The sequence below is a fragment of the Blautia intestinalis genome (assembly GCF_014297355.1).
In the GTDB taxonomy this organism is placed as follows: domain Bacteria; phylum Bacillota; class Clostridia; order Lachnospirales; family Lachnospiraceae; genus Blautia_A; species Blautia_A intestinalis.
In genome coordinates this window covers 323,549-341,011 of sequence record NZ_JACOQE010000001.1, presented here as the reverse complement: position 1 = coordinate 341,011, position 17,463 = coordinate 323,549, and the positions used below count along the sequence as shown (strand labels likewise).

Annotated in this window: 16 protein-coding genes and 2 pseudogenes; all 18 read right to left on the bottom strand. The window is 43.9% G+C overall.

The genetic code is table 11. The annotated features are described in order from the left end of the window. Window positions 1-22: 22 nt before the first annotated feature. The 18 genes and pseudogenes from H8Z79_RS01525 to pcrA all read right to left on the bottom strand — a co-directional run bounded on the left by H8Z79_RS01525 (window position 23) and on the right by pcrA (window position 17,289). Entirely contained in the window at window positions 23-1,225 is a 1,203-nt protein-coding gene (locus H8Z79_RS01525) for a class I SAM-dependent rRNA methyltransferase (protein ID WP_118039406.1), read from the bottom strand. A gap of 354 nt (window positions 1,226-1,579) precedes the next feature. Then, window positions 1,580-3,244, bottom strand: coding sequence for a DUF1002 domain-containing protein (locus H8Z79_RS01520; RefSeq protein WP_225876897.1), 1,665 nt, complete (start codon window positions 3,242-3,244; stop codon window positions 1,580-1,582). Between the two features lie 150 nt (window positions 3,245-3,394). Continuing rightward, window positions 3,395-4,300, bottom strand: coding sequence for an XdhC family protein (locus tag H8Z79_RS01515; protein WP_225876896.1), 906 nt, complete (start codon window positions 4,298-4,300; stop codon window positions 3,395-3,397). A 243-nt stretch (window positions 4,301-4,543) separates the two neighbouring features. Next, window positions 4,544-4,939 (bottom strand): annotated as a pseudogene (locus tag H8Z79_RS01510) (iron-containing alcohol dehydrogenase); the annotation flags it as partial. Window positions 4,940-4,997: 58 nt separating this feature from the next. Continuing rightward, on the bottom strand, window positions 4,998-5,480 hold the full coding sequence (locus H8Z79_RS01505; RefSeq protein WP_015542012.1) for a cytidylate kinase-like family protein: 483 nt from the start codon (window positions 5,478-5,480) through the stop codon (window positions 4,998-5,000). A gap of 108 nt (window positions 5,481-5,588) precedes the next feature. Then, window positions 5,589-5,822: pseudogene (locus H8Z79_RS01500) on the bottom strand (aminotransferase class III-fold pyridoxal phosphate-dependent enzyme); the annotation flags it as partial. A gap of 17 nt (window positions 5,823-5,839) precedes the next feature. After that, window positions 5,840-6,538 carry an HAD family hydrolase gene (locus H8Z79_RS01495; protein WP_015542011.1) on the bottom strand — a complete coding sequence of 233 codons (699 nt, stop codon included), beginning with the start codon at window positions 6,536-6,538 and terminating at the stop codon, window positions 5,840-5,842. Window positions 6,539-6,692: 154 nt separating this feature from the next. After that, window positions 6,693-6,968, bottom strand: coding sequence for a helix-turn-helix domain-containing protein (locus tag H8Z79_RS01490; RefSeq protein WP_015542009.1), 276 nt, complete (start codon window positions 6,966-6,968; stop codon window positions 6,693-6,695). A gap of 3 nt (window positions 6,969-6,971) precedes the next feature. Continuing rightward, complete coding sequence (locus H8Z79_RS01485) at window positions 6,972-7,334, bottom strand: ArsR/SmtB family transcription factor (protein WP_072521972.1); 363 nt, start codon at window positions 7,332-7,334, stop codon at window positions 6,972-6,974. 41 nt (window positions 7,335-7,375) lie between these two features. Further along, on the bottom strand, window positions 7,376-9,262 hold the full coding sequence (locus H8Z79_RS01480) for a heavy metal translocating P-type ATPase (RefSeq protein ID WP_118039403.1): 1,887 nt from the start codon (window positions 9,260-9,262) through the stop codon (window positions 7,376-7,378). 63 nt (window positions 9,263-9,325) lie between these two features. Beyond that, window positions 9,326-9,544 (bottom strand): cation transporter, encoded by a 219-nt coding sequence (locus H8Z79_RS01475; RefSeq protein ID WP_072521974.1) that lies wholly within the window; start codon window positions 9,542-9,544, stop codon window positions 9,326-9,328. A 241-nt stretch (window positions 9,545-9,785) separates the two neighbouring features. Beyond that, window positions 9,786-11,174 (bottom strand): 23S rRNA (uracil(1939)-C(5))-methyltransferase RlmD, encoded by a 1,389-nt coding sequence (rlmD, locus tag H8Z79_RS01470; RefSeq protein WP_118039402.1) that lies wholly within the window; start codon window positions 11,172-11,174, stop codon window positions 9,786-9,788. Between the two features lie 109 nt (window positions 11,175-11,283). Next, window positions 11,284-11,526: a hypothetical protein gene (locus tag H8Z79_RS01465; RefSeq protein WP_015542004.1), complete on the bottom strand. Its 243-nt coding sequence runs from the start codon at window positions 11,524-11,526 to the stop codon at window positions 11,284-11,286. Between the two features lie 78 nt (window positions 11,527-11,604). Beyond that, window positions 11,605-12,540 carry a phosphatidylserine decarboxylase gene (locus H8Z79_RS01460; protein ID WP_243023215.1) on the bottom strand — a complete coding sequence of 312 codons (936 nt, stop codon included), beginning with the start codon at window positions 12,538-12,540 and terminating at the stop codon, window positions 11,605-11,607. Next, the gene (locus tag H8Z79_RS01455; RefSeq protein ID WP_015542003.1) at window positions 12,537-13,214 is read right to left on the bottom strand and encodes a CDP-alcohol phosphatidyltransferase family protein; all 678 of its coding nucleotides are present in this window, start codon (window positions 13,212-13,214) and stop codon (window positions 12,537-12,539) included. Before H8Z79_RS01455 ends, H8Z79_RS01460 begins: the two co-directional genes overlap by 4 nt. Beyond that, a complete protein-coding gene (locus H8Z79_RS01450) occupies window positions 13,211-14,257 on the bottom strand; it encodes a lysylphosphatidylglycerol synthase transmembrane domain-containing protein (protein ID WP_118039400.1) in 1,047 nt (348 codons plus the stop codon). The genes H8Z79_RS01455 and H8Z79_RS01450 overlap by 4 nt, the downstream gene beginning before the upstream one ends. Window positions 14,258-14,264: 7 nt before the next feature. Beyond that, the gene (locus H8Z79_RS01445; RefSeq protein ID WP_118039399.1) at window positions 14,265-14,957 is read right to left on the bottom strand and encodes a phosphatase PAP2 family protein; all 693 of its coding nucleotides are present in this window, start codon (window positions 14,955-14,957) and stop codon (window positions 14,265-14,267) included. Window positions 14,958-15,054: 97 nt separating this feature from the next. After that, a complete protein-coding gene (pcrA, locus tag H8Z79_RS01440; RefSeq protein ID WP_015542000.1) occupies window positions 15,055-17,289 on the bottom strand; it encodes a DNA helicase PcrA in 2,235 nt (744 codons plus the stop codon). Window positions 17,290-17,463: the final 174 nt, after the last annotated feature.

Genomic DNA, 17,463 nt, shown 5'->3' with positions numbered 1-17,463 from the left:
TTCTGCTTTATATTTTCTCTGATTATTTATCATCACATACCTGGAAGATGTAGAATTTCAGGTAATAGGATTCGTCGGAAGACCACAGGATCGGGTGATCCGGTGCCTGTGTGCGGTATTCTACCTGACGGAGTCTCTTATGTGCACTTCTTGCGGCCTGACCGATTGTTTTTGTAAACAGTTCATATTCCATAAAATGGGAACAGGAACAGGTTGCCAGAAATCCGCCGTCTTTTACCAGTTTCATTCCACGAAGATTGATCTCACGGTAGCCTTTGACTGCATTTTTGACAGAGCTGCGGGATTTTGTAAATGCAGGTGGGTCCAGAATGACCACATCGTACTTTTCTCCCTCTTCTTCGAGCTTCGGAAGCAGTTCAAAAACATCTTCGCATATAAATTTTACGGTTTTATCCAGACCGTTCAGTTTCGCATTTTCCTGTGCCTGATGAACAGCAAGCTCAGATGCATCTACTCCTGTTACTTCTTTCGCTCCGGCGATTCCTGCATTCAGTGCAAAAGAACCGGTATGTGTAAAGCAGTCCAGTACCCTCGCATCTTTACAAAGCTTCTGAATCGCAAGACGATTATATTTCTGGTCAAGGAAAAATCCTGTCTTCTGTCCGTCTTTGATATCGACCTGATATCTGACACCATTTTCCTGAATTTCGACAAGTGTCGGAAATTCTTTCCCGATAAATCCTTTGTACAGTTCCATACCTTCCTGCTTACGGACTTTTGCATCACTTCTCTCATAAACACCGCGGATCGTAATACCGTCTTCCGCGATAACTTTCTTAATAAGATCCAGAATCAGCTCTTTCCAGCGATCGATTCCGAGCGCCAGAGACTGTACGACCAGAACATCCTCAAACTTGTCAACCACAAGTCCCGGAAAAAAATCCGCCTCGCCAAAGATCACGCGGCAGCTCGAAGTATCCGTAACCTTTTTGCGGTATTCCCATGCATTCCTCACGCGCTTCTCAAAAAAATCTTCATCAACCTTCTGATTTTCATTTCTTGTCAGAAGACGAACGGTAATTTTGGAATTTCTGTTGATAAAACCTCTGCCGAGCGGATATCCGTCAAAATCATGTACAAGTACAATATCTCCATTTACAAAACTTCCCATGACTGATGCGATCTCATTGTCAAAGACCCACATTCCACCAGACTTCAAAAATCGTCCCTCTCCTTTTTTCAGTGTAACCACTGCCAGACCCATATCTTATCTCCTTTCGGAACTTTTTTCTTTTTCACCCATTTATACTTTTTTTCGCTAAAAACTTCTTTTATTTTATCACAGTCATCCGGGAATTTCCACTTTTTCACAGTCTGTTCATAGAAGAGAACAAAGCGGACAAGTCCCCTTCAAACTCCCTGCATCCCTCAATCTTTGATGGACTTGTTACGCTTTGCGTGCCAGATGCAGTCTGCTTTAGCAGACATATTCCTCTTGCATCTGGTCACATCCTCGCGGAGCGTTTTTGCTTTATTGGAAAATTACTGAGTAATTTCCTATAAAGCAAAAAGGGATGCCGAAGCATCCCTTAGAAATCTGACCTGTAAAGCTGATATTTTATTCTGCATATTCCTCTGTGTAGGAACCATCTTCTGCAGTTGCATCATAAGAAGTATCCTCGGAAGCAGCCTGTGCTTCTGCAGTATCTTCTGCAGCCTCTGCCGGCTGTGTCTCCTGTGTATCTTCACCGTAAAGTTTCACGAAGAAGCTCAAAGTATCATCATACATTTTCTGACGAACTTCTTTGTCTGTACTGTAGAGGATATCATCTTCTGCCGGATCTGTTTCTGTGCTGAAGATAGTCTTTAATTCTTTATTAAGCATGTTCAGCTCCTGAGACAGGTAAACTTCTGTTCCGTCCGGTACATAAGAAGTGCCGCCGTCTTTCAGAACTTTCAGATATGTCTCAAGTACTTTCCGGCTGAGTTTCTGTGCAACATCCTGATCCAGTGTTACCGGTGGCTCTGTCACGCCTTCTACTACGGACTGAAGTGCCCCAAGATCACCTTCATACTCTCCCTTACAGAACTGTTTTGCCTGATCAAATTTGATTTTGGCCTCTTCTGAAAGATCATCTGTGTTTAAAGCATCCTTCGTATTATCTGTGGATTCATCTGTTCCGTCACCTGTGGCCGGTGGGATTTCTTCTGTGGAACCGTCTGTTGTTCCGTCTTCGCTTTCATTCGGTGTCTCTTCTGTAGTTCCGTTCTCAGTGGTGCCGTCTCCGCTGGCATCCGGAATATTGTCGGTTCCGCTGTTGTCATAAGAATCTGTATTTTCGGTCTGGTTGGTATCTGCACCGGTGTCCTTCGCAAGGTTTGCATCTTCTGTGGAAGTCTGTTTTACATCATCACCAAGTGCTCCGCTGTCAACGTTCTGTGTAATGTCCTCTCCTTCATCCACTGCATCGTCATCAGAACTGTCATCAGAAGAAGTTCCGTTCTTGCTGTCTTCGAGATTCTGCTGGATATCTTCCAGAGTTTTCTTCATTTCCTGAATGTCATAGTTCTGCTGTGCGATCTGCTGCAGAAGGGAAACGATCGTATCAAGTTCATCCTGCGTTAAAGTAACACCATTCTGAACAGCGATGTTATTTACGATATTGTAGATTTCATCAGCATTCTGGATATTGTCACCAATAATCTGCAATTTCGCCTGATTGATGATATTCGTTGCATTGTCCTGTCCAACCTGCTGTGCAACATCACCTGTAACAACGACTTCTTTCGCTGCCAGGTCTTTCTTTGTAGAATCAAGTTCCTGTCCGCTTGCGGATTCGTATGCTTTCATGACACCGGTAAGCGCACCTGTACCGGATACTTCATACGGGCATGCTGCAACAACTTCGCAGTTGGTAACACCTGCTGTGGAAAGTGCTGTCGCGATCATATTGCAGGTCACGTAATTGAGGTTTGCAGTACGTACTTTAATACCGCCTGACTGGGTAGGCTTTACGTAAGCACAGCTTAAAGTTCTTGTTCCGATCTGCTCACTCGGAACATAATTACCGAGAAGATTACGCTCATCCTGATTCGTAACAGTGATGACCTGTACCTGGCTGGAATCTGCCTTAAAATAGTTCATCATTGTATTCTTCTGATCCTGAGTAAGGTCTGCACCGAGTGTTACGACCTTTGTGCCGTCAGCCATCGCCGGGATCGGAGAGCTGACTGCCAGGCACATGCTGCAAAGTAACGCAACCATTATGTTTCTTTTCTTCATATCTTCATCCTCCATATTCTCTTCACAGGAAAATACCCTCTGCTTCCTGCGATTACATATCTTTTTATCGAGTACATGTATTATAACACAGTTCTACACATAGTTGTATTTTAAATTTTATTTTTTTCGAACAAATGTTTTATTAAAACTCTACAGAACTTCCAGAAACACCTGCATGGTACCGCCGCAGACAAGTCCTTCTTCCTCTGCCTCGGAAACGGTCATATCTACCTTAAAAATCTTTCCGGTCCGGTCCCCGTCGTGAATCATACGCAGACACTGATGCTGCACTTCACTTTCCATGCAGCCGCCGCCGATCGTCCCAACTAATGTGCCGTCGGCAAGGACCAGCATTTTTGTCCCGATCTCTCTCGGCGCCGATCCCTGTCTTTCAATGATCGTTGCAAGTGCCATTCCATTTTCTGCCTTCTTTCTTCCGGTCAGGTATTCCATCAGTTCCTTTTTGTAGCCGCTTGTTTTGCGCAGACTGTTCTTTTCATGAATGAGTTCGGATACAATAGATATCGCAATTTCTTCAGGTGTCTCTGCATTGATCGGCATACCTACCGGCGTATGGATCTTATCCAGCAGTTTCCAGTCGGTTCCTTCTTCTTCCATCTGTTTCTTAAGAAGTGCCGCACGTCCACGGCTTGCCATCATACCGACATAACAATGTGGTTTTTTCAGTATAATATCCAGACATTCCTTATCATACCGATGTCCCCTGGTCACGACCAGAAAATACGTATCTTCTCTGTCCGGGATCTGAGCAAGTCCATGCTCAAAACTGTCACAGATCACCAGATGTGCCTGCTGTTTCAGTGCTTCCCCAAATACTTTCCGGCCATCGGACTCTGTGATCCGGCTCTGTTCTGCCTTGGCAATTTCTTTTAATTGTTCATCCGGGATCGCACCGTCACCGTACGCTGCGATGAGTTCTCCCTCCGAAAGGAAATATCGGCTGCCACTGTTTTCCCCTTCAAGCACCGTAGCCAGAATATTGTTTTTCTGATTCTGATATTCTTCTATTTTTTTATAAAATTCAAAAAGCTCCATGTTTTCCCCCCGTGAACTTTTTTCTGTTTCTTTTATCCACAAAAGTATAACACTTCCCATGTCTTTCCTGCAAGGACAAAACCGGAGATCTGCTTTTTTACAACAAAACATGCAGATACATCTCACATGAAATATACCTGCATGTCATAAAAAAATTCTTCCTTATTATATTGCTTTGTGATAAAGTTCTGCAATATCACGCTTATGAGAAGATCTCGGATTGACTGCAATATTTCCGCTCTTCATCGCATCATCTGCCATGGCATCCGAAAACGGCGAGGCCGCTGTAGAAACATATGCCTCTTCTGCATGAATAAATGCGTCAATTCCACATGCTTCCGCCACAGATGCCGGCGCAGATGTCAGAAGTTCCGGATCCAGTATCGCATAAGAAGGAAAAAGTTCATAACTGAATACTGTCAGTTTATAATCTCTGCTGTGATCTGTGATAACCGAAAACGCCGTGACCTCCGAATCGGTGCCTGCTGTCGTCGGGATTGCAATAAGCGGGATGATTTTTCCGGGTACTTTATGTGCCCCTTCATATTCTGTAATACTGCCACCGTATTTTGCAGTTACACCGACTGCCTTGGCAACATCCATCGGAGAACCGCCGATCATAGCGCCGAAAGCGATCACAAGAATATCCCATGCACTGAATACTTTATCAAATTCTGATTTTTTCTGTCCCATAGACTCATTCCTCCCCGCTTCCGAATTTTCTTCTGACAAGTTCCTCGATGTAATCTGCTGTTCCCTCTGTTCCAAGATAAGAGCTGTCTATCAGGATATTTCTATTGTGACGGTCACCACGGTTGCTTCCTGTCAGTGCCAGATGACGTTTGTGATATCGTTTATCTTTTTCCAGAAGCAGAATTCCGGCATCCTTCTCTGTAAGATTATGGCTCTCCATAATGTTGTGGATTCTTACGTCATCCGGAGCGTAGATAAATGCCCTCAGAAGATTGATCTTATCGGAATCTTTGAGAATATAATCCGCTGAACGTCCGATGATCACACAGTTTTCCATGATTTCTTTTGGTATTCCGACCTCTTCGATGATCTCGTCCACGAGTTCACGATTATAAAATTTGATATTGAGGTCTTCTGCTATTTTTCTGCCTATGGCATTACCTTTGGCTCCGTATTCACAGCCAATTGTTATTACCAGATGTCTCATATCGATTTCCTCTCACACGAATTTTGTTATTCATTTCCTCTTAACAGAAAAAGCGCGCGAACCACTCATTGATGATCCGCGACGCCCTTGTCACTTTTTCTTTCTTATTTATTTTTCCAGGGATTTGATCGTATCTTCAATGATCGCAACCGCTTTGTCGCAGTCTTCTTCTGTCACGATAAGCGGCGGAATCATACGGATGATATGCGCTCCGATCGCTGTGATCAGAAGTTTGCGGTCCAGGCAGCCGTGTTTTACATCTACACCACCGATCGTATCATCAAATTCCACACCAACCAGAAGTCCCTGATGTCTTACCTCTTTTACATGTGGAAGTTTTTCCCGATCATTCTGCACTCTTATTGCTGCGCGAGGAAATCATCCACATTGATTCCTGTAAATGAGCGCAGTATCGGGAAATATCTGCGTTCCGTTGGTTCCTTTTCCTGCGTATACCAGATACCTCTGAGTCCGCTTTCCCATGCACCTTCTATATCTTTCTTTACATTATCTCCGATGAATGCGCATTCTTCCACCCGGACGCCTGCTTTTTCTACACAGAGTTCAAATAAATGGTAATGTGGTTTCTCCACGCCGGCTTCTTCACTGGTAACCATAAAATCAATATAGACCTCCGCACCGATCGCTTCGAGTTTTTTGTACTGGATATAGGCCGTCATATCTGTACCGATTCCGATGCGTATCTTTCTTTTTCTGAGTTCCATAAGGAAATCCAGAACCCCCGGATTTGGTTCTATATGCTGAAGAAATGCATCCCAGTAAATATGGTACATCTTCTGCACATGCGGAAAAAGCGGTTTTTTCAACAGTTCCATCATACATTGCAGACGCAGCATACGGCTGTGGAGCGCAGCGGTATCTGTACCGATCCTGTTCGCCATAATATATCCTGCTTTTCTGTAATACTCCTGTGTCTCTTCTTCTGTTATGCCGAATGTTTCCCTGCAGTAGCCTTCCAGTGCTTCCATGCCGTAAGCGTGATTCGCATCATAGCTGTATAATGTATTATCCAGATCAAAAATAACTGCTTTTATCATATGCTTTCCCCTTTTCTGTTCCGATGTTTCTTTCAGACATAAATCACCTTCCGATGCCGTCTTCTATTTTCCATGATAATCAAGGAAAAAGCAAGTGCAACAGGCTTTCTCACTGCCGGTATTTTTATATACATGGTCCTGATCAGTCTCAAATTTAAATATCTGTTCTTTCTGAATGCAATAACTCTGTCCGTGGCATTACAAGGCGGCAGTCTTCTCTGGGCGGCTGGATCAGCTCCTGAAATTCAATTCTGAGGCCACTTGTAATCTTACCAAGTACGCCAAGAGAGGGATTGGCCGTCCCTCTCTCAATCTGCGCAAGCATGCTTTTGCTGACTCCGGTCTGTTCTGCAACCTGATCCAGACTCATGCATTTTGACTTTCTTATTCTTTTTAAATTTGCCACTACATTCTTTGACAGATAATCCATACTTTACTCCAGAATATGTTCTCTTCCCATTGAGATGATCGTCCGTACATGATCATCTGCAAGAGAATAAAAAATAGATTTTCCTTCTCTGCGGTTTTTCACCAGTTTATTCTGTTTCAGAATACGAAGCTGGTGAGAAACTGCGGATTGTGTCATATTCAGTACTTTCGCAAGATCGCAGACACACACTTCTGATTCAAATAATACAAACAAAATACGGATACGGGTAGAGTCTGCAAATACCTTGAACAGATCTGCCAGATCATACAATTCTTCCTCGTCCGGCATGGTCTCATTTACGATCTTCAGAAGGTCTTCATGGATTTCCTGACATTCACAGCTTAATTCTTCTCTTTCTTCTGTCATATATATCTCTCTTTCTTTCAACCCATCTTTGTAACCTGTAGTTACAATTTCTTTACAAAAAGGGTTCTTATCGCGTTCAGGACAGCAATTACCATAACTCCGACATCAGCAAAGATTGCAACCCACATGTTGGCAATACCAACTGCGCCGAGAATCAGGCAGATAACCTTGATACCGATTGCAAAATAAATATTTTCATAAACAATACGCATGCATTTCTTCGCAATGCGGATTGCTTTGACGATTTTTTGCGGATCATCATCCATCAGGACGACATCCGCGGCTTCGATCGCAGCATCTGAGCCAAGCGCTCCCATCGCAATACCGATATCGGCTCTGGAAAGTACCGGTGCATCGTTGATACCGTCACCAACAAAGGCAAGTTTTTCTTTCGCTGTCTTTTTTGCAAGGAGTTCTTCTACCTTTGTTACTTTATCAGCCGGAAGAAGTTCACTGTATACACGGTCCACACCCAGTTCACCGGCTACCTGCTGTGCAACTTTATCGATATCTCCGGTCAGCATGACTGTCTCTTTGATGCCGTGTTTCTTAAGATTTGCGATTGCCTCTTTTGATGTCGGTTTCGGCACATCAGCGATCAGGATATGTCCTGCATAAGCACCATTGATTGCCACATGAATGACCGTTCCTACCTGATGACATTCGACTGCCTCTACTCCGATACGTTTCATCAGTTTTGCATTGCCGACTGCCACAGAAACTCCGTCTACTTTTGCGGTAACACCATTTCCACTGATTTCTTCTACATCTGTTACACGATTCTGATCAATTTCTTTGCCATAAGCAGTTTTCAGGCTGCGGCTGATCGGATGTGTGGAAAAGCTTTCTGCAAGTGCGGCATATTCAAGAATTTTTGCTTCTTCCATAGTATTATGATGCACACCGGCAACTTCAAACACACCTTTTGTCAGAGTACCTGTCTTGTCAAATACAACATATTTTGTCTGTGCCAGTGTTTCCAGATAGTTTGATCCTTTGACCAGGACACCGGCATTGCTTGCACCACCGATTCCCGCAAAGAAACTGAGCGGAATACTGATAACAAGTGCACACGGGCAGCTGATTACCAGGAAGGTCAACGCACGGTAGACCCACTGTCCCCACTGCGCAGGATTGTGGAAGAAAAGAAGATTTACAATCGGCGGCAGTAATGCAAGGGCAAGCGCACCATAGCAGACTGCCGGCGTATAATATCGTGCAAATTTTGAAATAAAGTTTTCGGATCTGGATTTACGGGAACTGGAATTCTCGACAAGTTCCAGAATCCTGGATACAGTAGATTCACCAAACTCTTTTGTAGTACGGATTCTCAGCACACCTGTCATATTGATACATCCGCTGATGATCTCATCTCCCGGTTTTGCATTTCTCGGAAGACTCTCACCGGTCAGGGCACTTGTATTCAGAGTTGTACTTCCTTCAATGATCACACCGTCGATCGGCACTTTTTCACCCGGCTGTACTACAATCACGGAACCGATTTCTACTTCATCCGGATCAACCTGTTCCAGTTTGCCGTCTTTTTCGATATTTGCATAATCCGGACGGATATCCATCAGTTCACTGATGTTGCGACGGCTTTTGCCTACTGCATAGCTCTGGAAAAGTTCACCTATCTGGTAAAAGAGCATAACGGCGATTGCCTCATTATAATCTCCACTCTTCTCATAAACTGCCAGTCCGAAAGCGCCGACTGTGGCAAGCGCCATCAGGAAGTTTTCGTCAAACACCTGACCGTTTTTGATTCCTTTGAAAGCTTTTTTCAAAATATCATATCCGATTTCCAGATAAATCGCCAGATAACAGATGAATCTCGGAATTCCTGTAATCGGAATGAAATGCAGAACGACCAGTAGTACCGCTGCTATGATAATACGTGTCAGCATTTTTTTCTGCTTTTTATTCATCTCTTTTCTCTCCTTTTCGAAAATCGCCCTGCTGCAGCCGCAGCAGAGCAACCAGATTCATTCTTATAAATAAATTTCGCAGTCGTCTTCAACCTTCTTGCAGTTCTTGAGAACTTCTTTCATAACACTCTTCGGATCCTGTCCTTCTTCGAATTCTACGTTCATTTTCAGCATCATAAAGTTTACGGCTGCATCCTTAACACCTGCAGTGTTCTTTGCTGCTTCTTCCATTTTGTTTGCACAGTTTGCGCAGTCAACTTCGATTTTGTAAGATTTTTTCATAGTAGGCTTCTCCTTTTATATGCTTATTCTTTTCTTTCGTTCTCTCATATGAACAATCATTCATATGTTTGATTGTATTATAACATGCCGGTCACATATGTCAATATATTTCCGATAAATTTTCAAGAATATTATCAGATATTTGGTTATGCGGAGCGTTTTTACGTTATTGAAACATTTCGCAGTAATTTTCTATAACGTAAAAATTCCCGGAATATCAGCCAGATACTCCGGGAATTTTTTATTCTTTTACAAGCAGGGCCACTGCTTCCGTCCATACTGTTTCACAGAACTGATCTACGCAGCATGCCTTTTCCAGACGATAGCCCGCTGCAAGAAATGCCTCCAGGTCACGTGCAAGACTGGTCGCCTTACAGGAAACATATACGATACGGTTCACACCGTAGGAAAGAATCTTCGGCAGTGCTTTCGGATGAATACCATCACGCGGCGGATCCAGCACGATCACATCCGGCTTTTCCGTCAGGTCATCCAGAACTTTCAGAACATCGCCTGCAATGAAACGGCAATTATCCAGTCCGTTCAGCTTCGCATTCTCTCTTGCTGCTTTTACAGCATCCTCTACGATCTCGACACCAATCACTTCTTTTGCCACCGGTGCAAGAAGCTGCGCGATCGTACCGGTTCCGCTGTAAAGGTCAAATACCTCCATACCGCTGGTGTTCTGAATGTATTCTCTTACAATATTATAAAGTACTTCCGCCGCCAGGGAATTCGGCTGGAAGAAAGAAAAGGTACTGATTCGGAATTTCAGTCCGAGCAGCGTCTCATAAAAATAATCCTGCCCATAAAGGATCTTTGTCTCATCACTCTGTACGACATCTGAAAGAGAATCGTTGAGAATGTGCATGATACCGACAATTTTTCCTTCCAGCGGAAGTGCAAGAAGCTGCTCCTTCAGAGGTTCCAGATCATATTCCTCCTGTGTGGTCGTGACAAGATGTACAAGAATCTCTCCGGAAGTCACACCACGGCGCAGCATCAGATGACGGAGATAGCCTGTATGCTGCAGTTTCCTGTAATAAGAAGCTCCTTTTTCTCTGAAGAACTCACGTACGCAGATCAGAATGTCGGTCATATCCTTATGCACCAGCTTACAGTCATCTGTATTCAGAATATCATACGTACTGCCTTTCTTGTGCAGTCCCAGAGAAAGCGGTCCGTCTTTGTACTCATCTCCAAAGGAAAATTCCATCTTATTACGGTAACCAAACTCAATCGGACTTCCATGGATGCCTTCCCATTCGAAATCCGCCAGACCGTTCTCATCTACCTGACCGCCCTGTACCAGTGCATCCTCCAGAAGTTCTCGAATCTGTGTTTCTTTCATTGCCAGCTGATTCTCATAAGACATCGTCTGATACATGCAGCCGCCACATGCCGGAAAATTGCTGCACACCGCATCTCTTGTCTCAAGAGGAGATTTTTCCAGAACTTCAAGGATTCGTCCCTGCGCTCTGCCGGAACGTTTTTTCTGGATCATGAAGCGTACCTTCTGTCCCGGGATTCCATTCTTGATCAGCACTTTCTGATCGTCAATACAGACATACCCCTTGTTCGGAAAGTCTACCTTTTCTATTATACCCTCGTAAATTTCACCTTTTTTCATTATATTTATTCCTTATCTATATCTTTACGTGCGAAGCGTACTGCCCTGCCAGAGACTGAGCAGTAAAACAGCCCCGGTTATCTGCCGGAGCTGCTGATTCATGCTACTCTTACTCTTCTTCGTCCTCGAAATAATCATCAAAGTCATCATCGAAATCTTCTTCGAAATCCTCCAGATAATCCGGAGCAAAGAAACGATATACTGCAAACGCAATACCTGCTACTGCTGCAACAGCACCGATGATCGCCAGTACCCAAAGGACTGTATTTTTTTCTTTTTCGTCCTCTTTTTTCTTTAAGGCAGCAAGTAAATCTTCAATTTTTTCGTTCTGTAATAAATTATTCAGACTCATGATGGGCACCTTCCTCTCGCTCAAACTCATTTTATAAATTATAGTATACCACTAATTGCTTCATTTTACCATATCTTCTCATAAATTTTCGCTGATGCTCTCACTATCATCGTTACCTGTAAACAGTGACCCATCATCATTCTTTACTTCTGATACACCGATTTTTTCTCCCAGATGTACTCTCGTCTCGATTCCCTTTTCGGAATTAAGGAGGATGTCCGGATCCGGTAATACACGGTCTTTCTGAGTCATCAGTACAATCGTCGAGCCACCGAAAGCAAAATTGCCTTTTTCTTTGCCTCGCTTTACTCTGCCCCGAAGCGGAACATTCTCGATTCTGCCAACCATCAGAGCACCGACTTCCATCATAAGGACCGTGCCGAAATTGACAGTTTTAAGCAGCGCATATTCTCTTGTATTTTCTTTATAGATCGGATAAACATCGTTTGCCACCGGATTGACGGTGTGCAGCGCACCATCAATGTGTACTCTCCTTGATTCAAAACCATCATCAATATAGATGTATCGGTGATAATCATCTACGCAGAGCCGGAATACCCAGAGGCATCCGCCTTCGTAACGCTTCGCAAGTACCGGATTCTTCAGAAGCTCCACAACCGTATACGGAGTATGTTTGATTTTTACCCTGCAATTCTCATCGATCGGATATACACTCACACGGCTGTCGCATGGACTTACAAAATGTTCCGGAACCATACTGACCGGTCGCGCGCCTTCACGGATCCTTCTTGTAAAAAAGTCATTGTACGACCAGAATTTTCTCTTCTCATAATCCCGCATGTCGATTCCGGCATGACGGATAAATGCCGGTACTGCCAGAGCTGAAAGGCGGGAATCAAGAATCCTGCCGCCAAGCTCAGATAAAACCGGATTTACCAGTGGCTTCAGCAATGCCCTGCCAAATGCACAGCCGTACATCTTCTCAAGAAAACAGTCCTGCCCGGAATCGTTTTTGTAAATATTTCCCTGTCTGTCTGCTGTATAGCTGCTCACGGAGCCACTCCTTTCAGTTTTGTCACAACACCATGACGAGCCCACCATGCTTCCTTATAGAAAAGAATAAAGAAGACTGCTACTGCCACAACCGAAACCAGAACAACCAGTTCTTTATTTGTCGGTTTGCGGAAACGGAAATTAAAAATAAACAAAAATCCAACGATCAGCATTGCCGCATGAAGCAGCCCTACAAAATAACGGAAACCCGGAAAAAACATAGATGCCACAAACAGAAACGGCATGATCACAGCCATTGATGTGATCGGAAGTCCCTGATAGTATTTACGGTTTTCGCTTGTCTCACTCTGTCTCTTTGCTTCCATTACATTAAAATATGCCAGACGGATCACACCAGCCAGACCATAGAACGCAAGTATGATAACGCTGTAGAACTTGCACATGCCCAGCTTGTATCCAAGAATGATCGGAAAAATTCCGAAACAGACAATATCACAGAGAGAATCTATCTGAATGCCGAAGGATTTCTCGTCGTCTGTCCTGTCTTTCTTTGTTCTCGCTATTTTTCCGTCAAACATATCACACAGTCCGGAGAATGCCAGACAGAAAACTGCTATCGTAAGTTTCCCGTCAATTGCGCAGAACATACCCACTATTGAAGAAACAAGACTGATATATGTAACAACTACCGTATAATCATAAAATCCTATCATTCGTAACTCTCCCTCTCTTTGCTGTCATGCTCCTGCCCGATCGTAAGCTGTGCCACGATGGTAAAAAGAGCACTGATCAAAAGCTCCCCATAATAACCAAGTCCTCTGCAGAGAACCATTCCCGGCAAAAGCAGTGTTCCAAAAACCGGTGCAAAAATCGTCAGAAACAGTGTTTCACTGATTCCCATACCTCCCGGAAGGGGAAGCATATCAACAGAAACAGAAATCACCGCCTGCAGAAACAACACCGTCCAGAATCCCGTGCCTGACAGTGAAAAAGATCTGTATACAAACCAGGTCACCGCAAACATTGCCATTCTCTGTACAAAGGTAATCCCAATTACGTTTGCGATCACTTTTGAATGAGTTTTGAGATACGCCGCCGTATCTCTGTATGCATCCATAGAGTCTTCCAGCTTCTTAAGTCTTCCGTCTTTCCTGCGGAGAATGTGAAGCTTTTCCAGTATCTTAAGTCCCCATACCATAAAGGTTCTTGCAAGGAGCGGATGAAATACCAGTATTGTCATAAAAGTCACACAGAAAATATTCAGTGCAAGTCCAAGATAAAATACCGGAAGTATCCCCTCAAGATACTGATGAAGAAATCCTCTTCCAAATACCGCCACACCGATTCCGATCACAACAAGCACCAGTTTGTATGTAATCGTAATGATCATAAGAATCACGGCGGATACCGGTATGGGTATATTTTTCTTTTTCATGTAGTATGCCTGCATCGGCTGTCCGCCACTTGCAGACGGTGTAATACAGCTGAAGAAAAAACCTACCGATGAAAAAAGAAAACAGGTTCTTTTTTTCAGTTTGATTCCATACGAACGCATCATATACCAGATAATGATCGATTCACCCCAGATAAAAAATGCGACCAGCGCAAGCCCGGGTGCAAGCCAGCGCTTATCTGCACTGCGTATGGCATCCATCATAGATTCAAGATCTTCTCCATGAAACACTCCGTAGATTGTAAGTGCAAATACAACCACCAGAAAGACTCCGTTGAAGATCACTTTTTTATTTTTTTTCATAAGCAGCTCACCCTTCTGTCAGCCTGCGAATTTTTTGTTCGATCCTGCTGCCAAATCTTTCGTATATCCTGTAGAGATCTGTCTTCCTTCCGATGAAGAAGCAAAATTCAGCAAGAAGGATTCCGCCTGCCACGTCTACGATCACATGCTGCTTCGTAAGGAGTGTGGATGCAAACACCAGAACTGCAATTACCATGGACATCCTCTGATACCAGCGCGGAATTTCTTTCCTGCCACGGATTCCCAGATAACAGAACCAGCTTACCAGACAGTGGATGGACGGAAACAGATTGTCCGCCGCGTCAATTGAATACAGCCACAGAGCTGCCTGATTCCACAAACCGCTCCCTGTGATCAACGGTCTTGTATTTGTCGTTGGAAATGCAAGAAAAAACACAAGGCAGACACATCTTGATATAAAATCTCCTGTAAAAAACTGATAGACGCTGCGCCGATCCTGCCTTGCAATAAGAATGTAATTGACGGCCCAGAAAACATAGCATCCAAAATAGATCACCAGAAACTCCGGGACAAAAGGGATGCTTCTATCCACATCTGTCTCGATATTGTGGTGATACCATCCGCCTGCTATCATTCTTGAGCCGGAATAGACAAGACAATTAAATACAAAAGAAAATATAACCGGAAAAACTCCATAAGCAGGGAGTATTCTCGTGAGACCTTTTAAAAGATTTTTCATGATGTACTCCCTTCGTTTTTCATATAAAACAGTATAGCATTCCCTGACGGATGAAGCAACTAAAGTACGAAAACATTAAGAATTCTTAAGAAAAAAGTTAGATTTTTTTCAGCTTTGCAAATGCTGCAAACATTTTTTTCGTACCAAAGCGGTCAAAATCTACGGTAACCTCATAATCTCTGCCGCCTTCTACGATATCTTTAACAATGCCGACACCGAATTTGACATGACGCACGGTATCACCGACTCCGTAATCAAGCGAATCCGCTTTGGTCACTTTGAAGTTCTGTGGCTGAAATGCCTTCGTATGGAAATTCTTCTTCATCTGAAGATAACTGTTCAGTGAAGATTTCGTCTCCGGCATCTTCGGCTTGTGTTCCTGCACAGTATGTCCGAGTTCTACCAGTTCACGCGGAATCTCCCGCACAAACCTGGATACACGGTTATACTGCGTCTCCCCACGTACCATACGCTGCTGTGCACTGGTCAGGGTCAGCTCCTTCATGGCACGGGTAATGCCTACATAACACAGGCGACGCTCTTCTTCCATGTCGGAAGGATCTCCTGAAAAGATACTCATGCTGCCCGGAAACATCCCGTCTTCCATACCGGCAAGATAAACATACGGAAACTCCAGTCCCTTTGCACTGTGAAGCGTCATCAGAATCACATAATCCTGATTTTCATCAACTGAATCAATATCCGCGATCAGAGCGATTTCCTCAAGAAAGCCGGACAGAGTCGCTTCACGTTCTTCATCCTTCATAGCTTCTTCATAAGAAACTGTCTTCGAAATCAGTTCATCAATATTTTCGATTCTTGCTCTTGCCTCATCAGTATCCTCGGCTTTGAGTTCATCCACATACCCGGTCAGGTCAATGATCTCTTCAAGAAGTTCTGACACAGAATATGCCTGTGCTTTGCTCTTTAATGACTGGATAAAAGTTACAAAGCCCTCGATCTTTGACAGGCTTCTTCCGATTGACGGAACCTCCTCCGCCACACGAAGGGCATCATAAAAACTGATATTCATCATATCCGCATAATCCTGCACCCTGCCGACAGTCGTTGCACCGATTCCACGCTTCGGTACATTTAAGATACGTCGTACGGCAAGATCATCTGCTGCATTGTCTACAGTCTTTAAATAACACAGAAGATCTTTGATCTCTTTTCGTGCATAGAAGTTTACACCACCGACGATCTTGTACGGGATATTCGCAAGCAGACATTTTTCTTCAAAAAGGCGTGACTGGGCATTTGTACGGTAAAGCACCGCGCAGTCATGATAATCTGCCGCACCTTCACGGTGGCGCTTCGCAATATCACCCACAACATATTCTGCTTCTTCATAGCCGTTCATAAACTGACGGAAATGTATCTTCTCCCCTTCCGGGTTCTCCGTCCAGAGAGTCTTTTCTTTACGCTCAGTGTTGTTGGCTATCACACCGTTCGCTGCATCAAGGATATTCTGCGTAGAACGGTAATTCTGCTCAAGACGGATGACTTTTGCATTCGGAAATACTCTCTCGAATCCCAGAATGTTGCCGATATTGGCTCCGCGGAACTTGTAAATAGACTGGTCATCATCACCTACTACGCAAAGATTTTCATATCTGGATGCAAGAAGGCTTACAAACTTAAACTGGGCAGTATTCGTGTCCTGATACTCATCAACCATGATATATCGGAACCGCTCCTGATAAGTCTGCAGTACATCATCGCAGTTCTGAAACAGCTCAACAGTTTTTACGATCAGATCATCAAAATCGAGCGCATTATTTCTTCGAAGTGCTGCCTGATATTCACGATAAACCTGAGCTGCTCTTTTCTGATTGAAATCTGCTCCGGCATTCATCTCCATCTCATCCGGATTCAGAAGCTCATCCTTCGCATGGGAAATCTGCGCCAGAAGTGCGCGTTCCTTAACTTTCTTTGTATCGATGTTCATCTTGCGGCAGATTTCTTTCATCAGGGTTTTCTGGTCATCTGCATCATAGATCGTAAAATTATTATCATAGCCAAGGCGGTCGATGTGACGTCTCAGAATGCGCACACATGTAGAATGGAAAGTGGATACCCACACACTGCCTCCGCCGACATTGCCTGCGATCCGGTCGACACGCTCTCGCATTTCGTGTGCAGCCTTATTTGTAAATGTGATCGCAAGGATATTCCACGGATTGATTCCCTTCTCCGCAATCAGATATGCGATCCTGTGTGTCAGTACTCTGGTCTTTCCTGACCCTGCTCCTGCAAGGATCAGAAGCGGTCCTTCTGTATAGAAAACCGCCTCCTTCTGGCGGTCATTTAATGTATCGTATATGCTCATCAGATTTCTCCTGTCTCTCATTAGTCAGTTCTGTATGTCGAACTGATGTTTTCATGTCTTCTGTTATTATACATGAAAGCCTGTACGGGGTAAAGGAATTTTAAAAAAACCATTTACAAGTAGTATTTGAAACTATATAATAAAGCATATAGGTGTCAAATCACCATTCTGCCT

What these genes read in the sequence shown, in the direction of transcription:
- H8Z79_RS01525 (WP_118039406.1), bottom strand. Translation starts at nt 1,225, where the DNA reads ATGGGTCTGGCAGTGGTTACACTGAAAAAAGGAGAGGGACGATTTTTG.
- H8Z79_RS01520 (WP_225876897.1), bottom strand. Translation starts at nt 3,244, where the DNA reads ATGAAGAAAAGAAACATAATGGTTGCGTTACTTTGCAGCATGTGCCTG.
- H8Z79_RS01515 (WP_225876896.1), bottom strand. Translation starts at nt 4,300, where the DNA reads ATGGAGCTTTTTGAATTTTATAAAAAAATAGAAGAATATCAGAATCAG.
- H8Z79_RS01505 (WP_015542012.1), bottom strand. Translation starts at nt 5,480, where the DNA reads ATGAGACATCTGGTAATAACAATTGGCTGTGAATACGGAGCCAAAGGT.
- H8Z79_RS01495 (WP_015542011.1), bottom strand. Translation starts at nt 6,538, where the DNA reads ATGATAAAAGCAGTTATTTTTGATCTGGATAATACATTATACAGCTAT.
- H8Z79_RS01490 (WP_015542009.1), bottom strand. Translation starts at nt 6,968, where the DNA reads ATGGATTATCTGTCAAAGAATGTAGTGGCAAATTTAAAAAGAATAAGA.
- H8Z79_RS01485 (WP_072521972.1), bottom strand. Translation starts at nt 7,334, where the DNA reads ATGACAGAAGAAAGAGAAGAATTAAGCTGTGAATGTCAGGAAATCCAT.
- H8Z79_RS01480 (WP_118039403.1), bottom strand. Translation starts at nt 9,262, where the DNA reads ATGAATAAAAAGCAGAAAAAAATGCTGACACGTATTATCATAGCAGCG.
- H8Z79_RS01475 (WP_072521974.1), bottom strand. Translation starts at nt 9,544, where the DNA reads ATGAAAAAATCTTACAAAATCGAAGTTGACTGCGCAAACTGTGCAAAC.
- rlmD (WP_118039402.1), bottom strand. Translation starts at nt 11,174, where the DNA reads ATGAAAAAAGGTGAAATTTACGAGGGTATAATAGAAAAGGTAGACTTT.
- H8Z79_RS01465 (WP_015542004.1), bottom strand. Translation starts at nt 11,526, where the DNA reads ATGAGTCTGAATAATTTATTACAGAACGAAAAAATTGAAGATTTACTT.
- H8Z79_RS01455 (WP_015542003.1), bottom strand. Translation starts at nt 13,214, where the DNA reads ATGATAGGATTTTATGATTATACGGTAGTTGTTACATATATCAGTCTT.
- H8Z79_RS01450 (WP_118039400.1), bottom strand. Translation starts at nt 14,257, where the DNA reads ATGAAAAAAAATAAAAAAGTGATCTTCAACGGAGTCTTTCTGGTGGTT.
- H8Z79_RS01445 (WP_118039399.1), bottom strand. Translation starts at nt 14,957, where the DNA reads ATGAAAAATCTTTTAAAAGGTCTCACGAGAATACTCCCTGCTTATGGA.
- pcrA (WP_015542000.1), bottom strand. Translation starts at nt 17,289, where the DNA reads ATGAGCATATACGATACATTAAATGACCGCCAGAAGGAGGCGGTTTTC.